Origin of the sequence: Streptacidiphilus albus JL83, assembly GCF_000744705.1 — a bacterium.
GTDB classification, from domain to species: Bacteria; Actinomycetota; Actinomycetes; order Streptomycetales; family Streptomycetaceae; genus Streptacidiphilus; species Streptacidiphilus albus.
Map to the genome: position 1 here is coordinate 9,842,750 of NZ_JQML01000001.1, position 19,357 is coordinate 9,862,106.

Consider the following 19,357-nt stretch of genomic DNA (forward strand, 5'->3'; position numbering starts at 1 on the left):
CGAAGAAGCGGGAAGGGGGGTCAGCCGGGCACGGGCGCCGGGCGCCCGCACAGGGAGGCCACGGCGTTGGCGATGACGGTGTGTCCGGCGCCGCCGGCAGCCGTCATGATCGATTCCGGGTGGAACTGCACCGCCGCCATCGGCAGCACCCGGTGCTCCACCGCCATCACCACCCCGTCCTCGGTGGCCGCGGTCACCCGCAGGGGATCGGGCACGGCGCCGGCCGGCGCGTGCAGCGAGTGGTAGCGGCCCACGTCGAACACCGGCGGCAGCCCCGCCAGCAACGCGCTGTCCGGCGCGAGGACCCTGACCGGCGACTGCTTGCCGTGCACCGGCCGGCTCAGCACCGACAGCGCGCCGCCGTAGTACTCCACCAGGCCCTGCAGGCCCAGGCAGATCCCCAGGACCGGCACGCCCGCCCCCTCGGCCGCGGCCAGGGTGGCGTTCAGGTCGAAGTCCGCGGGCCGGCCCGGGCCGGGGGACAGGACCAGCAGGTCCGGCCGCTCCCGCTCCAGGGCCGCGAGGTGGTGGCCGCTGCGGTAGGTCTCGACGTGCGCGCCGGTCTGTCGCAGGTAGTCGGCCAGGCAGTGCACGAAGGAGTCGCGGTGGTCGACCAGCAGCACCCGCCGCCCGGCACCGGGCCCCCGCACCGCCGCCGCGCCCGCCGCCGCGCGCGGCGCGGCCCCGCCCGGCTCCAGCACCCGCAGCAGCGCCGCGGCCTTCAGCTCGGTCTCGCGCTCCTCCGCCGGCGGATCCGAGTCGTGCAGCAGCGTCGCGCCGGCCCGCACACTGGCCACCCCGTCGCGCACCTGGATGGTGCGCAGCGTCAGCACGGTGTCCAGGGACCCGTCGAAGCCCAGCCGGCCGACCGCGCCGCCGTACCACCGCCGGGGCGAACGCTCCTGCGCCTCGATGAACTGGACCGCGGCGAGCTTCGGCGCACCGGTGACCGTCACCGCCCACATGTGCGCCAGGAACGCGTCCAGCGCGTCGCGGTCCGCGCGCAGCTCGCCGCGCACCCGGTCCACCGTGTGGATGACGGCCGAGTACATCTCGATCCGCCGCCGCTCGGTGACCTGGACCGTGCCCGGCACGCAGACCTTCGCCTTGTCGTTGCGGTCCACGTCCGTGCACATCGTCAGCTCGGACTCCTCCTTGGGCGACCCGAGCAGTTCGCGCACCCGCACCGCGTCCTGCAGCGCGTCCGCGCCGCGGGCGACGGTCCCGCTGATCGGGGAGGACTCCACCACCAGGCGGGCGCCGACCGGTCCCTGCTCGCGGCGGACCCCCACGAACATCTCCGGCGACGCCCCCACCAGGTACTCCCGCTCGCCGAGGTTGGCCAGCAGGCTGTGCGGTGCGGGATTGGCCTGCCGCAGCCGCCGGAACAGCTGCGAGGGGCGCCGCCCGGTGCGGTGGAACACCTGGCCCGGGACGACCTCGAACAGGTCGCCGCCGGCGAACAGCGGCATCGCGCGCCGCACCAGCTGCGCGTACTCGCCCGGCGCGTGGTCGCGCAGCTGCGGCGGGGTCCGCGGCACGAACGCCCCGACCGCGGTCGACCGCGGCAGGCCCCTGGTGCTGCGCGAGCCGTGGTGGAACTCGTAGCTGTGACGCACCGCCACATCGCGCCGCAGGTCGAAGTCGACCAGCCGGTCGGGCAGGTGCAGCACCAGGTCCCGGTCCCCGGGACCGCGGACCTGCGACAGCTCGGCCGGGTCGACCTGGAACAGCAGGTCGTAGCCGAACGCGCCGTACAGGCCGAGCAGGCCGTCCCGGGGCGAGGCCAGGGCCGCCACCAGCGCCCGCAGGGCGCCGAACACGCCCGGCTGACGGGTGCGCTCCTCCTCGGCGAAGCCCGCGACCGGCCCCGGGGCCCGGCCCACCACCCGGTCCCCGCTGCCCGCCGGCTCCAGGCACAGGTGCCCCGCCACGGCCTCGCGCAGCACCGGCAGGAGCAGCCGGCCGCGCCCGTTGAGCGCGGCCAGCGTCATCCGGTCGCCGCGCACCGCGATCTCCAGCGGCGGGTCGCTGTAGCCGACGGCCCGGTCCCGGCCCTGGAACAGCAGCATGCCGCGGCGCTGGTCCAGCTCCAGTTCCAGGGCGGCGCGGACCGAGGCGGCGCTGCCGACCCGGCGGGTCGCACGGGTGACCCGCACCCCGCAGGGCGTCAGCCACCCGGCCTGCCCGGAAGCCGCGGGCACGGGGGAGGGGACGGGCCGCGTCAGCACGGGGACCCGCTTTCGCCCAGGCCGCGCGCGTCCCCGCCCCGCAGGGCGGCGCGCTGCAGCTTGCCGGTGCTGCTGTGCGGCAGCGCGCCGACGAACTCGACCACGCGCGGATACTTGTAGGGCGCGATCTGCTGCTTGACGAAGCCCTGCAGCTCCGCGGCCAGCTCCGGCCCGGGACGCGCGCCCGCGGCGGGCTGCACGAACGCCTTCACCACGCTGCCGCGCCGCGGGTCGGGCACGCCGACCACCGCGCACAGCGCCACGGCGGGGTGCAGCAGCAGGGCCTGCTCGACCTCGGGCGCGGCGATGTTGTACCCCGAGGAGACGATCATGTCGTCGGACCGGGCCCGGTACCAGAAGTAGCCGTCCGCGTCGCGGACACAGGTGTCGCCGGTCAGGTTCCAGCCCCGCTCGACCTGCGTGCGCTGCCGCGGGTCGGCCAGGTAGCGGCAGCCGGTCGGCCCCTGGACCGCGAGCAGGCCCGGCACGCCGTCGGGCACCGCGGCGCCGGAGGCGTCCACGACCTTGGCCCGGTAGCCCGGCACGACCCGGCCGGTGGCGCCGGGACGGATGTCGTCCCCGGCGGCGGCGATGAACACGTGCAGCATCTCGGTCGAGCCGATCCCGTCGATGATGCGCACACCGGTCGCTTCGCGAAAGGCGCGCCAGGTCGCCTCCGGCAGCGGCTCACCGGCCGACACGCAGCTGTGCAGCGTCCGCAGGTCCGTCCTCCGCGCGAACTCCAGCACCGCCCGGTAGGCGGTCGGGGCGGTGAACAGCGTGGTGATCCGGAACCGGGGCACCGCCGCGAACAGGGCGCGCGGGCTGCCGTCCTCCAACAGCACCGCCTGGGCGCCGGCGCGCAGCGGGAACACCAGTAGACCGCCCAGCCCGAAGGTGAACGCCAGCGGCGGACTGCCGGCGAACACGTCGTCGGGCCCGGGCCTGAGCACGTGCGCGCCGAACGTGTCGGCGATGGCCAGCACGTCGCGGTGGAAGTGCATGGTGGCCTTGGGCACCCCGCTGGTGCCCGAGGTGAACGCGATCAGCGCCACGTCGTCGGCGGCGGTCGCCGCGGCCCGGAAGCCGGCCGCCAGGTGCCGGGCGCGCCGGCCCAGGTCGCCGCCGTCCGCCCCCGGGCCGAAGAGCACCGTGGGCACACCGGTGCGCGCCCGCTCCCAGTCCTGGTCGAACCGCTCGTCGCACAGGGCCAGCTGCACCTGCGCCCGCTCGGCGACGGCGCGCAGCTCCGCGGGGCGCAGCAGCGGCACCGTCGTCACCACCACCGCGCCGGCCTTGAGCACCGCCAGCCAGCACACGGCCAGCCAGGGGGTGTTGGGCCCCCGCAGCAGCACGCGGTTGCCGGAGGCCAGTCCGGCCTCCTGGACCAGGAACCGGGCCACCCGGTCGACCCGGTCCAGGACCTGCGCGTAGGACCAGGTCACCCGGTACTGGTCGGTCAGGCACGGGCGGTCCGCGCCGAACCGGCCGATGGAGCCGTCGAGCAGCTCACGCGCACAGTTCAGCCGCTGCGGGTACCGCAGCCCCGGCAGGTCGAAGCACAGGTCGGGCCACTCCTGCCGCGGTGGGAGATGATCGCGGGCGAAAGTGTCGGCGTGCCCGGACGGGGACAGGGCCCGAGCGGGCCGAACCGGTCCGGGCGCGGCGCCCGGACCGGGACGCGCCGGTCCCGGGACCGGCGCCGACAGTGCCAGTGAAGCCATGGTGCCTCCTTCAACGGGGTGGGTCAGCGGCCCTGGCCCCGGACGGCCACGCAGGTCATCCGGGCGCTGCAGACCAGCCGCTGCGACTCGTCGTGGACCGAGATCTCGTAGGTCGCGTGGGTGCGCCCCAGACGCAGCGCCCGTGCGGTGCCGGTGACCCGACCCGACGTCACCGGACGCAGGTGCGTGGCGCTGAGCTCGGCACCGGCCGCGGCGCCGGGGGCGAAGTGCAGACAGGCCCCGACCGATGCCAGGGTCTCCGCCAGGGCCAGGGAGGCGCCGCCGTGCAGCACCCCGAACGGCTGGCGGTTGCCGACCACCGGCATCGTCCCGACCACCAGCTCCGGTCCACCGGACGTCACCGTGATCCCGAGCCGCCGTTCCAGCTCCGACACCGGCACCGACACCGGCACCGACACCGGCACCGACACCGGCACCGACACCGGCCCCGGCCCCGGCACCGGCCCCGGCACCGGCACCGGCCCTGGCACCGGCCCCGGCCCCGGCCCCGGCCCGCTCCACGGCGCCACCTGCGCCCCCACCGTCCATCCCCGCTCGGCCATCCGACGCGCTCCCCTCGTGTAGTCCCGACGGCGGACCACTCTGCGCGCGAACACCGGCCGGCGGCCGCACGGTGGCACCTAGCTGACACGCCGCGCAGGACGGCGACAGCTAGCTGAACCCCGCCCGGGCCCCGCCCGCCGGCCCTCCTACGGTGCTGCCACGGCCAGGACCGCCACCAGGGCACCGGCCCGGACACCAAGGGAGGCCCCACCGTGCGACTCGCGGCACACAGCGGCGACCAGGCACCCGAGCCGCCGGGCCTGGACCGGCTCCTGGACGAGGTCGACCAGGCCCGGCAACCGGCGCCCCCCGGCCCCCCACCGGCGCGCGACGACCCGCAGGCACGCTTCGAAGCACTGATCGCCGCCGACCGGAAGGTCGAACCGGGCGACTGGATGCCCGACGCCTACCGCACCGGCCTGCTGCGCCAGCTCGCCCAGCACGCCAACTCCGAAATCGTCGGCATGCAGCCCGAGGCCCACTGGATCGCCCGGGCGCCCTCGCTGCGCCGCAAGGCGATCCTGCTGGCCAAGGTGCAGGACGAGGCAGGCCACGGCCTGTACCTCTACGCCGCCGCCGAAACCCTGGGCGCGCACCGCGCCGACCTGCTCGACGCCCTGCACGACGGCCGCCAAAAATACCTCTCCTTCATCAACTACCCCACCTTGACCTGGGCGGACACCGGCGCCCTGGCCTGGCTGACCGACGGCGCGGCCATCGTCAACCAGGTCCCGCTGTGCCGCTCGTCCTACGGCCCCTACGCCCGCGCGATGGTGCGCGTGTGCAAGGAGGAGTCCTTCCACCACCGGCAGGGCTTCGACTCCCTGTGGACGCTGATGCGCGGCACCCCCGGCCAGCGCGCCATGGCCCAGGACGCCGTCGACCGCTGGTGGTACCCGGCCCTGGCCATGTTCGGCCCCCCGCACACCGCCTCCACCCACTCCGCGCAGTCGATGGCGTGGCGCATCAAACGCTTCACCAACGACCAGCTCCGACAGCGGTTCGTCGACATCTGCGTCCCCCAGGCCCAGGCCCTGGGCGTCCAACTGCCCGACCCGGACCTGCGCTGGAACGCCGAGCGCGGCCACTACGACTTCACCGAACCCGACTACGACGAACTCACCCGCGTCGTGCGCGGCGACGGCCCCGCCAACCGCCAGCGCCTCGCCCACCGCCGCCGCGCCCACCAGGACGGCGCCTGGGTCCGCCGGGCCGCAGCCGCCTACGCGGCCAAGCACACGCCCCCGACCCGCCTGGCCCGCACCGGCACCCCACCGACCAGCGAGAAGGACCACGCCGCATGAGCCGCACCGCCCCCGCCCCCGACTGGCCCCTGTGGGAGGTCTTCGTCCGCGCCCGGCGCGGCCTGGCCCACCTGCACGCCGGAAGCCTGCACGCCCCCGACGCCGCCATGGCCCTGCGCAACGCCCGCGACCTGTACACCCGCAGAAGCGAGGGCGTCTCCCTGTGGGTCGTGCCCGCCGAGACGATCACCGCCAGCGACCCGCAGGACCGCGACGCCTTCCTGGACCCGGCCGCCGACAAGGACTACCGGCTCCCCGGCCACTTCGAACTGCCCGAGGGGGTGCAGCACCTGTGACCGACCCCGGCTACCCGCTCCGGCTGGCGGACGACGCCCTGATCGCCGCCCAACGCCTGGCCTGGTGGTGCACCCGCGCACCCCAACTCGAAGAGGACGTCGCCCTGGCCAACATCGCCCTGGACCTCCTGGGCCAGGCACGCGCCCTGCTCAGCCACGCCGGCGGCCTGGAAGGCGCCGGCCGCACCGAGGACGACCTGGCCTTCCTGCGCGAGGACCGCCAGTTCACCAACGTGCACCTGGTGGAACTCGCCGACGAGGACTTCGCGTTCGCCATCGCCAAACTCCTGCTCTTCGCCGGCTACCAGGAACTCCTCTACACCGGCCTCAGCACCTCCACCGACCCGGTCCTGGCCGCCCTGGCCACCAAGTTCGCCAAGGAAACCGCCTACCACCTCGACCACGCCACCCAGTGGACCCTGCGCCTGGGCGACGGAACCGGCGAATCGCACCGACGCATCCAGCGGGCCGTGGACGCCCTGTGGCCCTACAGCCACGACCTGTTCGCCGCCGACGAACTGACCGCCCGCACCACCGCCGACGGCACCGGCGTCGACCCCGCCGCGCTGCGCCCGCCCTGGCTGTCCCACATCACCGCCACCCTGCGCCGCGCCACCCTGGCACCGCCCCAGGACGGCTGGCACCCCCGCGGCGGCCGCGAGGGCCTGCACACCGAGGCCTTCGGCCCGCTGCTGACCGAGATGCAGGCACTGCACCGCGCCCACCCGGGAGCCGCCTGGTGAACCGCGCAGCCCGGATCAGCGCCGCCGTCCACGCCGTCCCCGACCCCGAGATCCGCGTCGTCACCATCGCCGACCTCGGCATCGTGCGCCAGGTGCGCACCGAACCGGACGGCGGCACCGTCGTGACGATCACCCCGACCTACTCCGGATGCCCCGCGATGGACGCCATCCGCGCGGGCATCCGCACCGCCGCCCTGGCCGGCGGCGCGACAGCGGTGCGCGTGGACACCCAGTGGTCGCCGCCCTGGACCACCGACTGGATCACCCCCTCGGCCAGGGCGAAGCTCACCGCGGCCGGCATCGCCCCCCCGCCCCGCCGCCCCGCCGGCCCGCCGGCGCCCCGGGGCCCGCCTGCTGCCGCTCGCGCCCCTCCGGCCGCCCCCCGCACCCGCCTGCCCGCGCTGCGGCTCACCCGACACGACCCTCCTGGCCCGCTTCGGCTCCACCGCCTGCAAAGCCCTGTGGCGGTGCACCCCCTGCCGCGAACCGTTCGACCACTTCAAGGAGCTCGCATGACAGCCCCGGCGCCGGCGCGCCCCACGGCGCGCACCCGCTTCCACCCGCTGACGGTCACCGCCGTGGACCCCGCCGCCGCCGACGCCAGCGCCGCCCGGATCACCCTGCGCGTGCCGGACGGCCTGCGCACCCTGTTCGCCTTCACCCCCGGGCAGCACCTCACCGTCCGCGCCGCCCTCCACGGCGCCGAGACACGCCGCTCCTACTCGCTGTGCTCCACCCCCGCCGAACTCGAACGCGACGGCACCCTGCGCATCGGCGTGCGCGCCGTCCCCGGCGGCCGCTTCTCCCACTACGCCACCCGCCTCCTGCAGCCGGGCGAGGACCTGCACGCCCGGCCCGCCACCGGACGCTTCACCACCACCATCCCCGCCGGCCGGCCGCGCCGCATCGCGGCACTGGCCGCCGGCTCGGGCATCACCCCGCTCCTGTCACTGCTCACCGCGGTCCTGGACACGGAACCGCAGAGCACCGTCACCCTGCTGTACGGCAACCGCTGCGCGGACGCGGCGATGTTCACCGAGGAGCTGGCCGACCTCAAGGACCGCCACCGGCACCGGATCCGCGTCCTGCACGTCTTCTCCCGCGAGGACCAGCGGGCGGGGCTCGCCACCGCACGCCTGGACCACCGGGGCCTGCGCGCCCTGCTGCCGCGCCTGCTGCCCGCCGGCGCCGACGAGTGGTTCGTCTGCGGGCCGCCGGGCATGGTCGCCGCCGCCGAACTGGTACTGGCGGACCTGGGGGTGGCGCCGGCAGCGGTGCACACCGAACAGTTCACCGCAGCAGCCCCCGCCCCCGCGCCCGCACCGGCCCCCGCGCCCCGCCCGCACGCCGCCGGCGGCGACACGGCGCGGATGTGCGAGCTGACCGTGCGGCTGGACGGCCGCAGCAGCACCGTCCGGGTACCGGTGGGCACCAACGTGCTGGACGCCGCCCTGTCCGCGCGGCCCGAGACGCCGTACTCCTGCCGCAGCGGCGTGTGCGCCACCTGCCGCGCCAAGGTCGTCCTGGGCCGCGCCCAGTGCCCGGGCACGCCGGCGCTGGGAGCCGACGAGGTTGCCGAGGGCTACGTGCTGACCTGCCGGAGCACGGCGCCGGACGAGCGGTTGACCGTGGACTACGACGCCCTGTGACGCGCCCGGCGCGGCCGGACCCGGGGCCGCCGACGCCCGGCCCCGGGCCGCCGCGCCCCGGTGGCACGAAAGACACAGCGCCGCTGCCTCCGGCGACTCATGTGCCGCCCGGGCGCGCTTCCTAGGGTGCTGCTATGAGCATCAGCCAACCGACACCGCCCGCCGCCGGCGGGAGGGGACAGGCCGGCCTGCCCCGGGCCCTGGTCCTGCTTCTGGCCGCCGCCTGCGGCGTGATCGTCGCCAACAACTACTACGCCCAGCCGCTGCTGCCCGCACTGCAGCACGCGTTCGGCACCAGCGCGGGCACGGCCGGACTGTGCGTCACGCTCAACCAGCTCGGCTACGCCGCCGGGCTGGTGTTCATCGTCCCGCTGGGCGACCTCGCCGGCCGCCGCCGCCTGGTGACGCTCCTGCTGGCACTGGACGCGGTGGTCCTCGCCGCAGCGGCCGCGGCCCCCAGCGCCTGGGCGCTGATAGCCCTGCTGACCGCCGCCGGCACCGCGGGCACGGCCATCAACGTCCTGATCCCCACCGCGGCCTCGCTCGCCGACGACAGCCAGCGCGGCCGGGTCGTGGGCACCTTGATGACCGGTCTGCTGCTGGGCATCCTGCTCGCACGCACCGTGGCCGGAGCCATCGACTCCCTGGTCGGCTGGCGCCCGGTGTACGGCGTCGCCGCCGTCGCCGCGGCCGCGCTCGCGCTGGCCCTGCACGCCAAGCTCCCGGAGCTGCCCGCCGCCCCCGGCGCGCGCTACCCGCAACTGCTCGCCTCGGTGGTCACCCTGGTACGCACCCAGCCGTTCCTGCGCCGGCGCATGGCCGCCGGGGCCCTGGGCTTCGGCGCCTTCCAACTGCTGTGGACCGCACTGCCGTTCATGCTCAGCGACAAGCCCTACGCGTACGCCCCCGCGGTGATCGGCCTGTTCGGCCTGCTCGGCGCCGCCGGCGCCGCGGCCGCCCAACCCGCCGGCCGGCTGCAGGACCGCGGCATCGCCCACGGCGCCACCGGCGTGCTGCTGGTGCTGCTGGCCGGATCGTGGGCCCTGCTCGCCGAAGGCAGGAACCTGCTGCTGCTGGCCGCCGGCATCGTCCTGCTCGACATCGGCGTCCAGGGCGTGCACGTGCTCAACCAGGGACGCATCTACCTGTTCCCGGCGCAGGTACGGGCCCGCGCCACCACCGCCTACATGTCCGCCTACTTCCTGGGCGGCGCCGCCGGAGGGGCCGTCGCCGTCGCCCTGTACCCGGCCTGGGGCTGGGACGGGGTGTGCGCGGCCGGCGCCGTCATGGCCCTGGCCGGCCTGGCGCTGTGGGCGGGCGACCGCCGGGCCGGGCCGGCGCCGGCCGCCACGACTTCCCTTCCCCGTCCCGCGGACGCGGCCCCTGCGGCCGGCGTCGGCAGCGGGACCGGCTGACAGCGCCCGGCCGCCCGGGTCCCGACACCGAACCACCGGTGCGGGAACCCACCGCGGCGGCCGGGCACCTGCGGCCGCACCCGCCGACGCACCCCACCCCCCGACACCCCACCCCCCGACACCCGAAGGAGAATGCCCCACCATGCGTATCTTCATCGCCGGCGCCACCGGCGCGATCGGCTCCGTCCTGGTTCCGCTGCTGCTCGACGCGGGACACACGGTCACCGGAAGCACCCGCACCGAGCAGGGCCTGGCCGAACTCGCGGCACGGGGCGCGAACGGCGTCCGGCTCGACGTGTTCGACCGCGACGCCGTCGCCGCCGCCGTGGCCGCCGACGCCCCGGACGCGGTGATCCACCAGCTGACCGCCCTGGGCGCGGGCAACCCCGCCGACAACGCCCGCATCCGCATCGAGGGCACCCGCAACCTGGTGGACGCCGCCAAGCGCGCCGGCGTCCGGACGATGATCGCCCAGTCCATCGCCTGGGCCTACGAGCCCGGCCAGGGGCCGGCGGGCGAGGCCACTCCGCTGGACACCGGCGCACCCCAGCCGCGGCAGACCACCCTCGGCGGCATCACCGCTCTGGAGGGCGCCGTCAGCGAGATCGACCGGCACGTGATCCTGCGGTTCGGCGCCTTCTACGGACCCGGCACCTGGTACGCGCCCGGCAGCCTGATGGCCGACAGGCTCACCGGGGGCACGCTGCCCGCCAACGACGCGGTCAGCTCCTTCGTGCACGTGCGCGACGCGGCGCAGGCCACCGTCCAGGCCCTGGACTGGCCCAGCGGCCCCGTCAACATCGCCGACGACCACCCGGCCCCGGCCCACACGTGGGTTCCCGCGCTCGCGGCCGCCCTGGACCGGCCCGCCCCGCCCCGCACCCGCGGCGGCGCCGCGTGGGAGCGCGGCGCACTCAACACCCGCGCCCGGTCCCTGGGCTGGACCCCGCAGCACAGCACCTGGCGCACCGGCTTCGCCGACCAGCGCTGACCGGCGCCGACCGGTGCTGCTGTGCGGGCCGGACCGGCCCGCACAGCCCGGTTCCTCAACCCGCGCCCGGCAGGGCCGACGGCAGCCAGGACCCGGCGAGCCCCGCGATGTCCTGGACCAACTCCACCGCCTGCCGGGCGTTGAGCCGAGGATCGCACGCACTCTCGTAGCGCACCCCCAACGCCCCCTCCGCGACCGGGCGCTCGCGCCCGCCCACGCACTCGGTCACCTCAGCGCCCGTCAACTCCAGGTGCACCCCGCCGGCATGGGTGCCCAGCGCCCGGTGGACCTCGAAGAACCCGCAGACCTCCTCCCGGATCCGATCCACCCACCTGGTCTTGCGCCCGCCCGCGCCCTGCACCGTATTGCCGTGCATCGGATCGCACACCCACACCACGCCCGCCCCGCTCGCCCGCACCCGCTCCACCAGCTCCGGCAACCGGTCACGCACCCGCCCGGCCCCCATCCGCGCGATCAGCGTCACCCGGCCGGGCAGCCGCTGCGGATCCAGGCGCTCGACCAGCGCCACCGCCTCGTCCGCACCGACCGACGGACCCAGCTTCACCGCCACCGGATTGCCGATCCGTGCCGCGAACTCCACATGCGCCCCGTCCAGACGCCGGGTCCGCTCACCGACCCACACCATGTGCCCCGACAGGTCGTACGGGACACCACCGACCCCGTCGAACCTGGTCAGCCCGGACTCGTACGGCAGCAGCAGCGCCTCGTGACTGGCGAACACCGGCCCCACCCCGGCCCGCCGCACCGCCGCCAGCGTCGCCGCAGAGGCCCGGTACACCTCCATCAGCCGCCGCGGATCCGCGACCCGCGCCGCCGCGGTGAACGCGGCACCGTTGACCGCGTCACCCCGGTAGACCGGAAGCACCTGCGCACCGCGCTGCTCCACCGCACTGGAACGCGGCTTCGCGTACTGGCCCGCGAGGCGACCCACCGTCACCACCGGCAGCGTCCAGGCGTCCTCCAGCACGTTCGCCATGCGCCGCAGCAGCCGGGCGGTGGACACGGCCCGCCGCGGCGCCTGCGGATCCAGGACCTCGGCGCAGTCGCCGCCCTGCAGCAGGAACGCCTCACCGCGCGCCACCGCCGCCAACTGCTCCCGCAGGGCGTCGCACGCCGGGACGTCCACCAGCGCGGGAGCGGCCGACAGCGCGGCCTGCACCCGCTGCACGGCCGCGGGGTCGGGCCAGGGGGGCTGCTGGTCGGCGGGCAGGGCGCTCCAGCTGTCGCGGACGCGGGGCGGGGCCAGGTCGGTCAGGGTCATCGGTTCGGTTGACGGCGTCCGGCCTGCCACCGTGCTTCCTTCCGCAGCTCAGTGCTCGACAGGGACGTGGCGAAACGCGCGGGGCAGCAGGCCGGAGCTGTTCCCGAGCTACAGGAGCGGGGCCGGCGGGGGCACCCGCCGGGACCGGGCAGGTCAGCGCGCGGGTGCAGTCCGGGCCGGGGCACCGGCCCGGGGGAGGCCGGCGGCGTCGCCCGCCTCCAGCAGGGCGATCAGCTCCGGGCGGCGGACCTTCCAGGTCGAGGTCCGCGGAACCTGGTCGAACGGCAGCTGCCGCACCGGCCCCAGCGCCGGCATCCCCGCGGTCGCGCGCCTCCAGCGCGCGGCGTCCAGGGCCGCATCCCCGCGCGTGCACACCACCGGTACCGCCACACCGTCCGCCCCGGCCACGATCACGACCTCCCGCAGCTCCGGCAGACGCTCCATCAGGTCGTCCTCCAGCCGCAGACCGGAGTCGAGGTCCTCGACCCGGTCGATCTCGCGGTCCAGCAGGTGGACGCGGCCCAGGGAGTCCTTGAAGCCCATGTCGCCCATGCGCCACCACCGGCCGTTGAGGTTCGCCCGGAACCGCGGGTCCTCGCCCAGGTAGGTCAGGGCCCGGGTACGGCTGCTGACCTCGATGTGCCCGGTGGTGCCGGCCGCCACCGGGACACCGTCCTCGCCGACGATCCGCAGCCGGGTGACCCCGGGAAGCCCGCGGCCGACCCTGCGCCCGTCCAGCCGGTCCAGGTCCCGGCGGCGGTACCAGGTGCCGGTGACCGGCCCGGTCTCCGACTGCCCGTACAACTGGATGAACGCCGGCCGGCGCCGCGCCGAGGCGTTCAGCAGCGTCTGGACCGTGCGCGGGTGCATCGCGTCGAACGTGGCGCTGAAGTAGCGCACGCTCGACAGCGGCCGCCCGTCGTAGCCGGCCAGCTCCTCCCAGTCGATGTACACGTTCGGCTGCGTCTCCACCGCCCCGGGGCGGTGCTCGGCGAACAACGGCCCGATCGACTGCGGACTGCCGTCGACCGCGACCAGCAGCGGTCTGCCGTGGCTCAGGCCCAGGTCCAGCGCACTGTAGAAGCGCGCGTGCACGAAGCTGACGCACAGCGCGACCGTCTCGCGCCGCCAGGTCGCCGCGGCCACCAGCTTCTGCAGCCGCAGCCGCTGCCACAGCGCATCCGGCGACTGCACCACCAGCTTGGGCACACCGGTGGTGCCCGAGGTGTGGCTGATGAAGGCCGGCTCGTGCACCCCCGGCACCCGCACCCCGCCCAACGACGCCACCGCCAGACCGCCCAGCGCCCGCCCGGCGGCCGGCGGCTGCCCCGCGACCACCAGCACCTGGCGCGCGGCGGAGGGCGAGAAGCCCGCGAGCGCCAGCTTCCGCCCGTCGGTCACCAGCCAGGGCCGTTCGAGGCGCCCCAGCAGCCGTGCCGCGACAGCGCCCTCCAACTGGGGCGACAGCAGCGCCGGCACGGCACCGACCCGCTGGACCGCGGCAGCCAGCAGCGCGATGTCGAAGTTGTCGCACTTGTACACGGCGACGTGGTCGCCCGGCAGGACACCGGCACTGATCAGGCGCCCGGCCGTCTCGCGCACCAGGGCGGCGAGCCGACCCACCGTCAACCGCGTCCCCTCGCCCGGCGCGAGGTCCAGCGGCCGGTCCAGGAACACCGGCGCCCGGCCGTGCCTGGCCGCCGCCCGGTCGAACATCAAACCTATGTAGAAGCCCTTGGGTCCCGGCATCTCATCTCTCTCCCCGCCGCACGGCGGTTCCTCGGATGCTCGGATGCTGCCGCCCCGCGCCCGGCCCGCACCGGACCTGACACCAACCTGCGCCCCCCGCCCCCGCCCTGACAGCTAGCTGCCCGCAGCGCGGCGCCCCGGCCCCCGGGGAGGGCCGAAGCGCCGCCCGGGACGCCCGCGCCGGTTCAGCCCACCGCCGCACCCGGCACGGCAGCGCCGCAGGCCCGCTCCAGCACCGCCACCACCTCGCGGGCCAGCGGCGCACGCACACTCGCGTACAGGTGCCCGTCGGGACGCACCACCGCGGCCACCGCCCGCCCGCCCAGCGCGTCCGCCAGCGGACCGCGGGCCTGACTGGGAGTGCACACCACCTCGGCCCGCTCCCCGACGGCCGCACGGATCACCGCGCACGTCTCCCGCCACCCGCGCGGCACGGTACGACCCGCGTGCAGCAGCACGGCATGACGCTCGCCGCCGATCCGCGCCCAGGAGGCACCGGTCAACGCCGCCCCGGCGCCGAGCAGCACCGGAAGCCGGTCCCCGGGCACCGCCACCGCGCGCCGCGCGGGCGAGCCGGCACCCCCCTGCGCCCGGTAGGTGGCGGTCAGCTGACCGAGCGCCGGCGCCAGGGTCCGCTGCAGCACACCGCTGCGCGCGGCCGCCCGCACCGCAGCGTCGCGCACGGCGATCTGCGCCGGCCCGGTCAGCGCCCCCCACCGGGTCTGCAACGAGGTGGAGCGGGTCACGGCGTGCACGGCCGAGCGGCGCTCGGCGTCGTAGCTGTCCAGGACCGACTCGTCCAGGACCCCGCGCAGCACCCCGCCCAGCTTCCAGCCCAGGTTCGCCGCATCCAGCAGCCCGGTGTTCATGCCCTGGCCGCCGGCCGGGCTCATCAGGTGCGCCGCGTCCCCGGCCAGGAACGCCCGCCCCTGGCGGAACCGCGCCGCGCTGCGCACGTGCACCTGGAACACCGTGCTGAAGCGCAGCTCCCCCAACTGCACAGCGCCCGGCGCCCGCTCGTCGAGCGCCCGCTGGAAGAACCCGTGGCCGGGGGTGGTGCCGGCCATGTCGGGTCCCACCGCCACCGCGATCCGGTGGGCGGACGAGGAGATCGGCGCCAGGGCCACCCCGCCACGGGCGGTGTAGCAGTAGGCGACCTGGTCCGAGACGACGTCACCGGACAGCTCGGCGTCGGTGATGGCGTAGCCGACCGGCAGCCTGGTCCCGTCGAACCCGATGCCCAACTCCTTGCGCACCGTGCTGTGCGCCCCGTCGGCACCCACCACCCACAGGGCCTCGACCTCCTCGACCACCCCCTCGGCCAGGGTCAGCCGCAGCCTCGCCCGCGGCCCCGAGGCGTCCAGCGCCTCCAGCTGCACCCCGTGCTCGACCTTCCCGCCGAGTTCGGCCAGGCGCTGCACCAGCACCTCCTCCGTGCGGTCCTGCGGCAGGCCGACCGCGAACGGGTACGGGGTGTTCCCCAACTGGTTCAGCCACGCCGTCGCCAGGTGCCGGCGCTCCGAGTAGAACGCCACCCCCTGCATCCGGTGGCCCTCCTCCACCAGGCGGTCCGCGACCCCGATACGGCGCAGCAGCTCCAGCGGACGCGGCCAGATCGTCGTCGCCTTCGAATGGGCGGAATGCCCGCGCGCGGAATCGATGATCCGCACGGGAACACCCTGGCCGAGCAATTCACAGGCGATGACCAGGCCAACCGGCCCGGCGCCAACCACCACCACAGGATCGACATTCGACATGTGCGCTCTCCTCGCATTCCGGAAGTCCTGCGCCGGTCAACGGGTGCAGGCCACCACGGACGCTAGTGCGCCCGCCACGCCCGCGAACCGAGGCTCCGCCGAAGGTGCCGGCCGATGCCGCCGAAGCGGCACCCGCCACTACAGCCAAAGAAACACGCCACGACCCGAAAGAGGAATTCCGCCGGCCCGTGCACGGAAATAGCCTGAAAAGGCCAGGGAATTCGGCAGCCGATTTCGCAGGAAGAAGGAAACCATGAGGGAAGCAACCCCCAAATCCCCCGTCATCAGCCTTGTCACCGTGGTCCTCGCGTCACTGCTGCTACCGGTCTCACTGACCGGCGCCTCCGTGGCCATGCCCGGAGTCGCCGCCGACTTCCACAGCAGCCTCGCCGCCGACCAGTGGATCGTGAACGGCTACGACCTCACCTTCGCCGGCTTCATGCTCGCCTGCGGAGCCTTCGCCGACCGCTTCGGCCGCCGCCGGATCTTCCTCCTGGGCACCCTGGTCTTCGCCGTGTGCTCACTGATCTCCGCGGCCTCCACCGACATCGCCCTGCTCGACGCCTCCCGCGCCGTCGCCGGCCTCGGCGCCGCGGCCGTCCTCACCTCCGGCAGCGCCATCCTGGCCCACACCTTCGACGGCGCCGCTCGCGCCAAGGCGTTCGCCGTCTTCGGCACCACCGTCGGCGTCGGCATGGCCTTCGGCCCCTTCATCGCCGGATCACTGTCCACCAACCTCGGCTGGCGCTCGGTCTTCCTGCTGCCCGGCATCGTCGGCCTCGTCGTGGTCGCCCTGGCCACCCTGCTGCCCGAATCCCGCGACCCGCAGGCCAACCGCGTCGACTGGGCCGGCACCATCACCTTCAGCGGCGCCCTGTCCGCCCTCATCGCCGCCCTGATCGAAGGCTCCCAGCTCGGCTGGGCCTCGGCCTTCGACATCGCCGCCTACATCGCCTTTGCCGTCCTGCTCACCGCATTCGTCATCGTCGAACGACGCCAGACACGCCCCATGTTCGACTTCGCGCTCTTCCGCCAGCCCCAGTTCGTCTCCCTGTGCGTCGCCGTCGTCGCCCTGGTCTTCGGCTTCACCCCGCTGCTGGTCTACCTGCCCAGCTACCTCACCGCCGTCAACGGCGAGACCACCATGCACGCCGGCGTCGACATGCTGATGCTCACCGTGCCGACCATCTTCTTCCCGCTCATCGCCGGCTACCTCCTGCGCTGGATCCCGCTGCGCCACCTGGTCACCGCCTCCGTCGGCCTGACCGCCGCCGGCACCGCCTGGCTCACCGTGCTGCACCCCGGCATCGGCAACTGGGCCGCCCTGGCCCCCTACGCCGTCATCGGCATCGGCATCGGCACCTCCTTCGGCGTCATGGACGGCGCCGCCGTCTCCAGCGTCGACCCCTCCCGCGCCGGCATGGCCGCCGGCATGTTCAACACCATGCGCCTGGCCGGCGAAGCCATCGGCATCGCCGTCGTCGGCTCCCTCCTGGTCAACTTCACCCGCTCCCACCTGGGCCACAGGCTCGACGCCTTCACCGGCCCCTACGGCCACGGCCCCACCGCCCTGGCCGGCGCCCTGAACCAGGGCCAGCTCGCCGGCCCGGAGTCGACCGTGCCCCAGGGCTCCCGCGCCGCCTTCCACACCATCGCGACCTCCTCCTACACCGGCGGCCTGCACGACGCCCTGTGGGTCATGGCCGCGTTCTGCGCCGCCGCCACCGTCCTGGTCGCGGCCGTCGGCTCCAAGCAGCCCACCCCCGCCGCCGCCACCACCCCCGCCACCCGGACCGAACCGGAGAAGGTCGCCGCCTGACCCCCCACCCCACGGCACCCACCCCACCCCCGACGAACACCCCCCGGCGAACACCCCCCGGCGAACACCCCACCCCCGACGAACACAAGGGCATCCCCATGACCGAACTGACCGCCGACCGCGTCAAGCGCGCCTTCGCCGCCCTCGGCTCCGGCGACCGCGCCGCGATCCTCGAGTACTGGCACGAAGACGTCCGCTTCGAGATCCCGGGCAACCACCCCCACGCCGGCTGGTACGAGGGCATCGACAGCTTCCTCGGCTTCCTCAAGACCCTCGGCGAACTCTCCGGCGGCACCTACGTTGCCGAGAACATCACCGTCCTGGCCAACGCCGAGGAGGGCTACTCCGTCGACGTCAACACCAACCACGCCCTGCGCGCCGACGCCCCCCCGGACAGCACCTCCCCCTACCACCTCCTGGACGTGACCGCCCTGCACCTGCTCCGCTGGCGCGACGGACGCATCGTCGAGGGCCGCGGCGTCATCCTCGGCGACGGCGGCTCCACCTCCGCCCTGTGGTGGTCCCCGCTCAACCCCGACGGCAGCCGCAGCACCTGACGGACCGCCACCGACGGCCTGCGATCCGACCGCTGCCCCCCCGGTCGGATCGCAGGCCGTCCTGCCGAACCGGAGCCGGCCGCAGCCACGCGCAACCCGGCGACGCGCCCAGGACCTCCACGGGGACGGCACGCGAACCGGCTCGGGCACGCAGCAGCCGCACCGCCGCGGCCTCCCGCCGGTCACCAGTACCCCCTCCGGAAGGAGCCCCGTGCCAGCGCCCGCCCACCACCGGCCCGGACCGCCCGACGCCGCGCGCCCCCAGGGACTGATCGTCGACTTCGCCGGCGTACTGACAACCTCGATGCAGGCCAACGGAGCAGCGTTCGAACAGGCCGAAGGACTGGTCGAGGGCGCTCTGGGGCGCGCCCTGCGGGAGGCGGCCGCCGGCCGCCGGGCGTACGCCGCCCTGGAAGAAGGCCGGGCGACCCAGCAGCAGTGGAACACGGTGGTCGGCGGTCTGCTCGGCATCGATCCGCACAACCTCATGGGCCGTCTGCTGAGCCGGCTGCGCGCGGAGGAGACGGTACTGGCCGCCGTCCGGCGGGCCCGCACGGCCGGCACGCGCACCGCACTGCTCTCGAACTCCTTCGGCGCGGGCGCCGAGGACGTCTACGAGCGCCTCGGAGCACTTGAGCCCTTCGACGTGGTGGTGCTCTCCGAACGCGAAGGCATCCGCAAACCCGCACCGGAGATATACCGCCGCACGCTGCACAGACTCTCCCTGCCCGCACCGGCATGCGTCTTCGTCGACGACACGCTGCACAACCTGCAGCCCGCCCGCGCCCTGGGGATCCGTACGGTCCACCACACCCACCCGGCGGACACCGTGCGGCAGCTGGAGCAGCTGTTCGACTCCACGTGAGGCTCCTGCGAAGGGATCGGCTCGGTCGCGGGGACCGCGCCGATGCCCTCCACACCGACCTCGCCCGTCTCCCGGCGCAACCCGCCCGCCCGGCGCCTTCTCCGCGACGGACCGCACCGCCCGCCACCCGCGCACCGCAGAACCCCTGCCCACAAGCTGACCCGCCTGCCCGGAACCGCAATCCTCCGGGAGGCGGGGGCGCTGCTGTCGGCCTGATGCGCCGGCCACTCCTGCACGGCCCACCCACCGCCGTCCCGTGCGAAGTGGCCGCAGCCAGGTTCGCCGGCGTGTGGCACGAACTGCGCGAGAACAAAGGCGGCACGGTCGAGCTCAACCTCGACCTACAGACCCTCACCTACCTTCACCCCTGAGCGCCGGTGGACCGACAGACGCACACCCGCGGCAGGGGAG

Annotated in this window: 17 protein-coding genes; 11 read left to right on the forward strand and 6 right to left on the reverse strand. The window is 75.1% G+C overall.

The features are described from left to right. Nucleotides 1-20 precede the first annotated feature (20 nt). From BS75_RS42755 to BS75_RS51240, 3 genes are read right to left on the reverse strand one after another with little or no spacing between them, the layout of a single operon-like run. The gene (locus BS75_RS42755; RefSeq protein WP_331281467.1) at nucleotides 21-2,231 is read right to left on the reverse strand and encodes an anthranilate synthase component I; all 2,211 of its coding nucleotides are present in this window, start codon (nucleotides 2,229-2,231) and stop codon (nucleotides 21-23) included. Beyond that, nucleotides 2,225-3,955 (reverse strand): AMP-binding protein, encoded by a 1,731-nt coding sequence (locus BS75_RS42760; protein ID WP_081983156.1) that lies wholly within the window; start codon nucleotides 3,953-3,955, stop codon nucleotides 2,225-2,227. The genes BS75_RS42755 and BS75_RS42760 overlap by 7 nt, the downstream gene beginning before the upstream one ends. A gap of 23 nt (nucleotides 3,956-3,978) precedes the next feature. Continuing rightward, entirely contained in the window at nucleotides 3,979-4,317 is a 339-nt protein-coding gene (locus BS75_RS51240) for a hotdog fold thioesterase (RefSeq protein ID WP_231608075.1), read from the reverse strand. A 1-nt stretch (nucleotide 4,318) separates the two neighbouring features. On the opposite strand from BS75_RS51240, the gene BS75_RS51245 reads away from it, so the two are divergent. From BS75_RS51245 to BS75_RS42800, 7 genes are all read left to right on the forward strand, one after another. Beyond that, nucleotides 4,319-4,540, forward strand: coding sequence for a hypothetical protein (locus tag BS75_RS51245; protein WP_034092075.1), 222 nt, complete (start codon nucleotides 4,319-4,321; stop codon nucleotides 4,538-4,540). A 335-nt stretch (nucleotides 4,541-4,875) separates the two neighbouring features. Continuing rightward, a complete protein-coding gene (gene paaA, locus BS75_RS42775; protein ID WP_231608246.1) occupies nucleotides 4,876-5,823 on the forward strand; it encodes a 1,2-phenylacetyl-CoA epoxidase subunit PaaA in 948 nt (315 codons plus the stop codon). Continuing rightward, on the forward strand, nucleotides 5,820-6,119 hold the full coding sequence (paaB, locus tag BS75_RS42780) for a 1,2-phenylacetyl-CoA epoxidase subunit PaaB (RefSeq protein ID WP_034092076.1): 300 nt from the start codon (nucleotides 5,820-5,822) through the stop codon (nucleotides 6,117-6,119). The genes paaA and paaB overlap by 4 nt, the downstream gene beginning before the upstream one ends. Beyond that, complete coding sequence (gene paaC / locus BS75_RS42785; RefSeq protein ID WP_034092077.1) at nucleotides 6,116-6,862, forward strand: 1,2-phenylacetyl-CoA epoxidase subunit PaaC; 747 nt, start codon at nucleotides 6,116-6,118, stop codon at nucleotides 6,860-6,862. The genes paaB and paaC overlap by 4 nt, the downstream gene beginning before the upstream one ends. Further along, nucleotides 6,859-8,511 (forward strand): 1,2-phenylacetyl-CoA epoxidase subunit PaaD, encoded by a 1,653-nt coding sequence (gene paaD / locus BS75_RS42790; RefSeq protein WP_231608076.1) that lies wholly within the window; start codon nucleotides 6,859-6,861, stop codon nucleotides 8,509-8,511. The genes paaC and paaD overlap by 4 nt, the downstream gene beginning before the upstream one ends. A gap of 134 nt (nucleotides 8,512-8,645) precedes the next feature. Next, nucleotides 8,646-9,926: an MFS transporter gene (locus BS75_RS42795; RefSeq protein WP_063771610.1), complete on the forward strand. Its 1,281-nt coding sequence runs from the start codon at nucleotides 8,646-8,648 to the stop codon at nucleotides 9,924-9,926. Nucleotides 9,927-10,068: 142 nt separating this feature from the next. After that, on the forward strand, nucleotides 10,069-10,917 hold the full coding sequence (locus BS75_RS42800; protein ID WP_034092078.1) for an NAD-dependent epimerase/dehydratase family protein: 849 nt from the start codon (nucleotides 10,069-10,071) through the stop codon (nucleotides 10,915-10,917). A 55-nt stretch (nucleotides 10,918-10,972) separates the two neighbouring features. On the opposite strand, the gene BS75_RS42805 is transcribed toward BS75_RS42800, so the two are convergent. From BS75_RS42805 to BS75_RS42815, 3 genes are all read right to left on the reverse strand, one after another. After that, nucleotides 10,973-12,199: a 3-deoxy-7-phosphoheptulonate synthase gene (locus BS75_RS42805; protein WP_034092079.1), complete on the reverse strand. Its 1,227-nt coding sequence runs from the start codon at nucleotides 12,197-12,199 to the stop codon at nucleotides 10,973-10,975. Nucleotides 12,200-12,352: 153 nt separating this feature from the next. After that, nucleotides 12,353-13,948: a class I adenylate-forming enzyme family protein gene (locus BS75_RS42810; protein WP_034092080.1), complete on the reverse strand. Its 1,596-nt coding sequence runs from the start codon at nucleotides 13,946-13,948 to the stop codon at nucleotides 12,353-12,355. A gap of 185 nt (nucleotides 13,949-14,133) precedes the next feature. Then, nucleotides 14,134-15,705, reverse strand: a complete 1,572-nt coding sequence (locus BS75_RS42815; protein WP_034092081.1) for an FAD-dependent monooxygenase — start codon at nucleotides 15,703-15,705, stop codon at nucleotides 14,134-14,136. 253 nt (nucleotides 15,706-15,958) lie between these two features. Here BS75_RS42815 and BS75_RS42820 point away from each other — a divergent pair, with 253 nt between their 5' ends. The 4 genes from BS75_RS42820 (at nucleotide 15,959) to BS75_RS48995 (ending at nucleotide 19,317) form a co-directional block, all read left to right on the forward strand. Beyond that, on the forward strand, nucleotides 15,959-17,524 hold the full coding sequence (locus BS75_RS42820; RefSeq protein WP_081983158.1) for an MFS transporter: 1,566 nt from the start codon (nucleotides 15,959-15,961) through the stop codon (nucleotides 17,522-17,524). Between the two features lie 98 nt (nucleotides 17,525-17,622). Next, nucleotides 17,623-18,081 (forward strand): nuclear transport factor 2 family protein, encoded by a 459-nt coding sequence (locus tag BS75_RS42825; protein ID WP_034092082.1) that lies wholly within the window; start codon nucleotides 17,623-17,625, stop codon nucleotides 18,079-18,081. 211 nt (nucleotides 18,082-18,292) lie between these two features. Further along, on the forward strand, nucleotides 18,293-18,946 hold the full coding sequence (locus BS75_RS42830; protein ID WP_042440577.1) for an HAD family hydrolase: 654 nt from the start codon (nucleotides 18,293-18,295) through the stop codon (nucleotides 18,944-18,946). A 215-nt stretch (nucleotides 18,947-19,161) separates the two neighbouring features. Then, nucleotides 19,162-19,317: a hypothetical protein gene (locus tag BS75_RS48995; RefSeq protein ID WP_156164353.1), complete on the forward strand. Its 156-nt coding sequence runs from the start codon at nucleotides 19,162-19,164 to the stop codon at nucleotides 19,315-19,317. Nucleotides 19,318-19,357 lie beyond the last annotated feature (40 nt).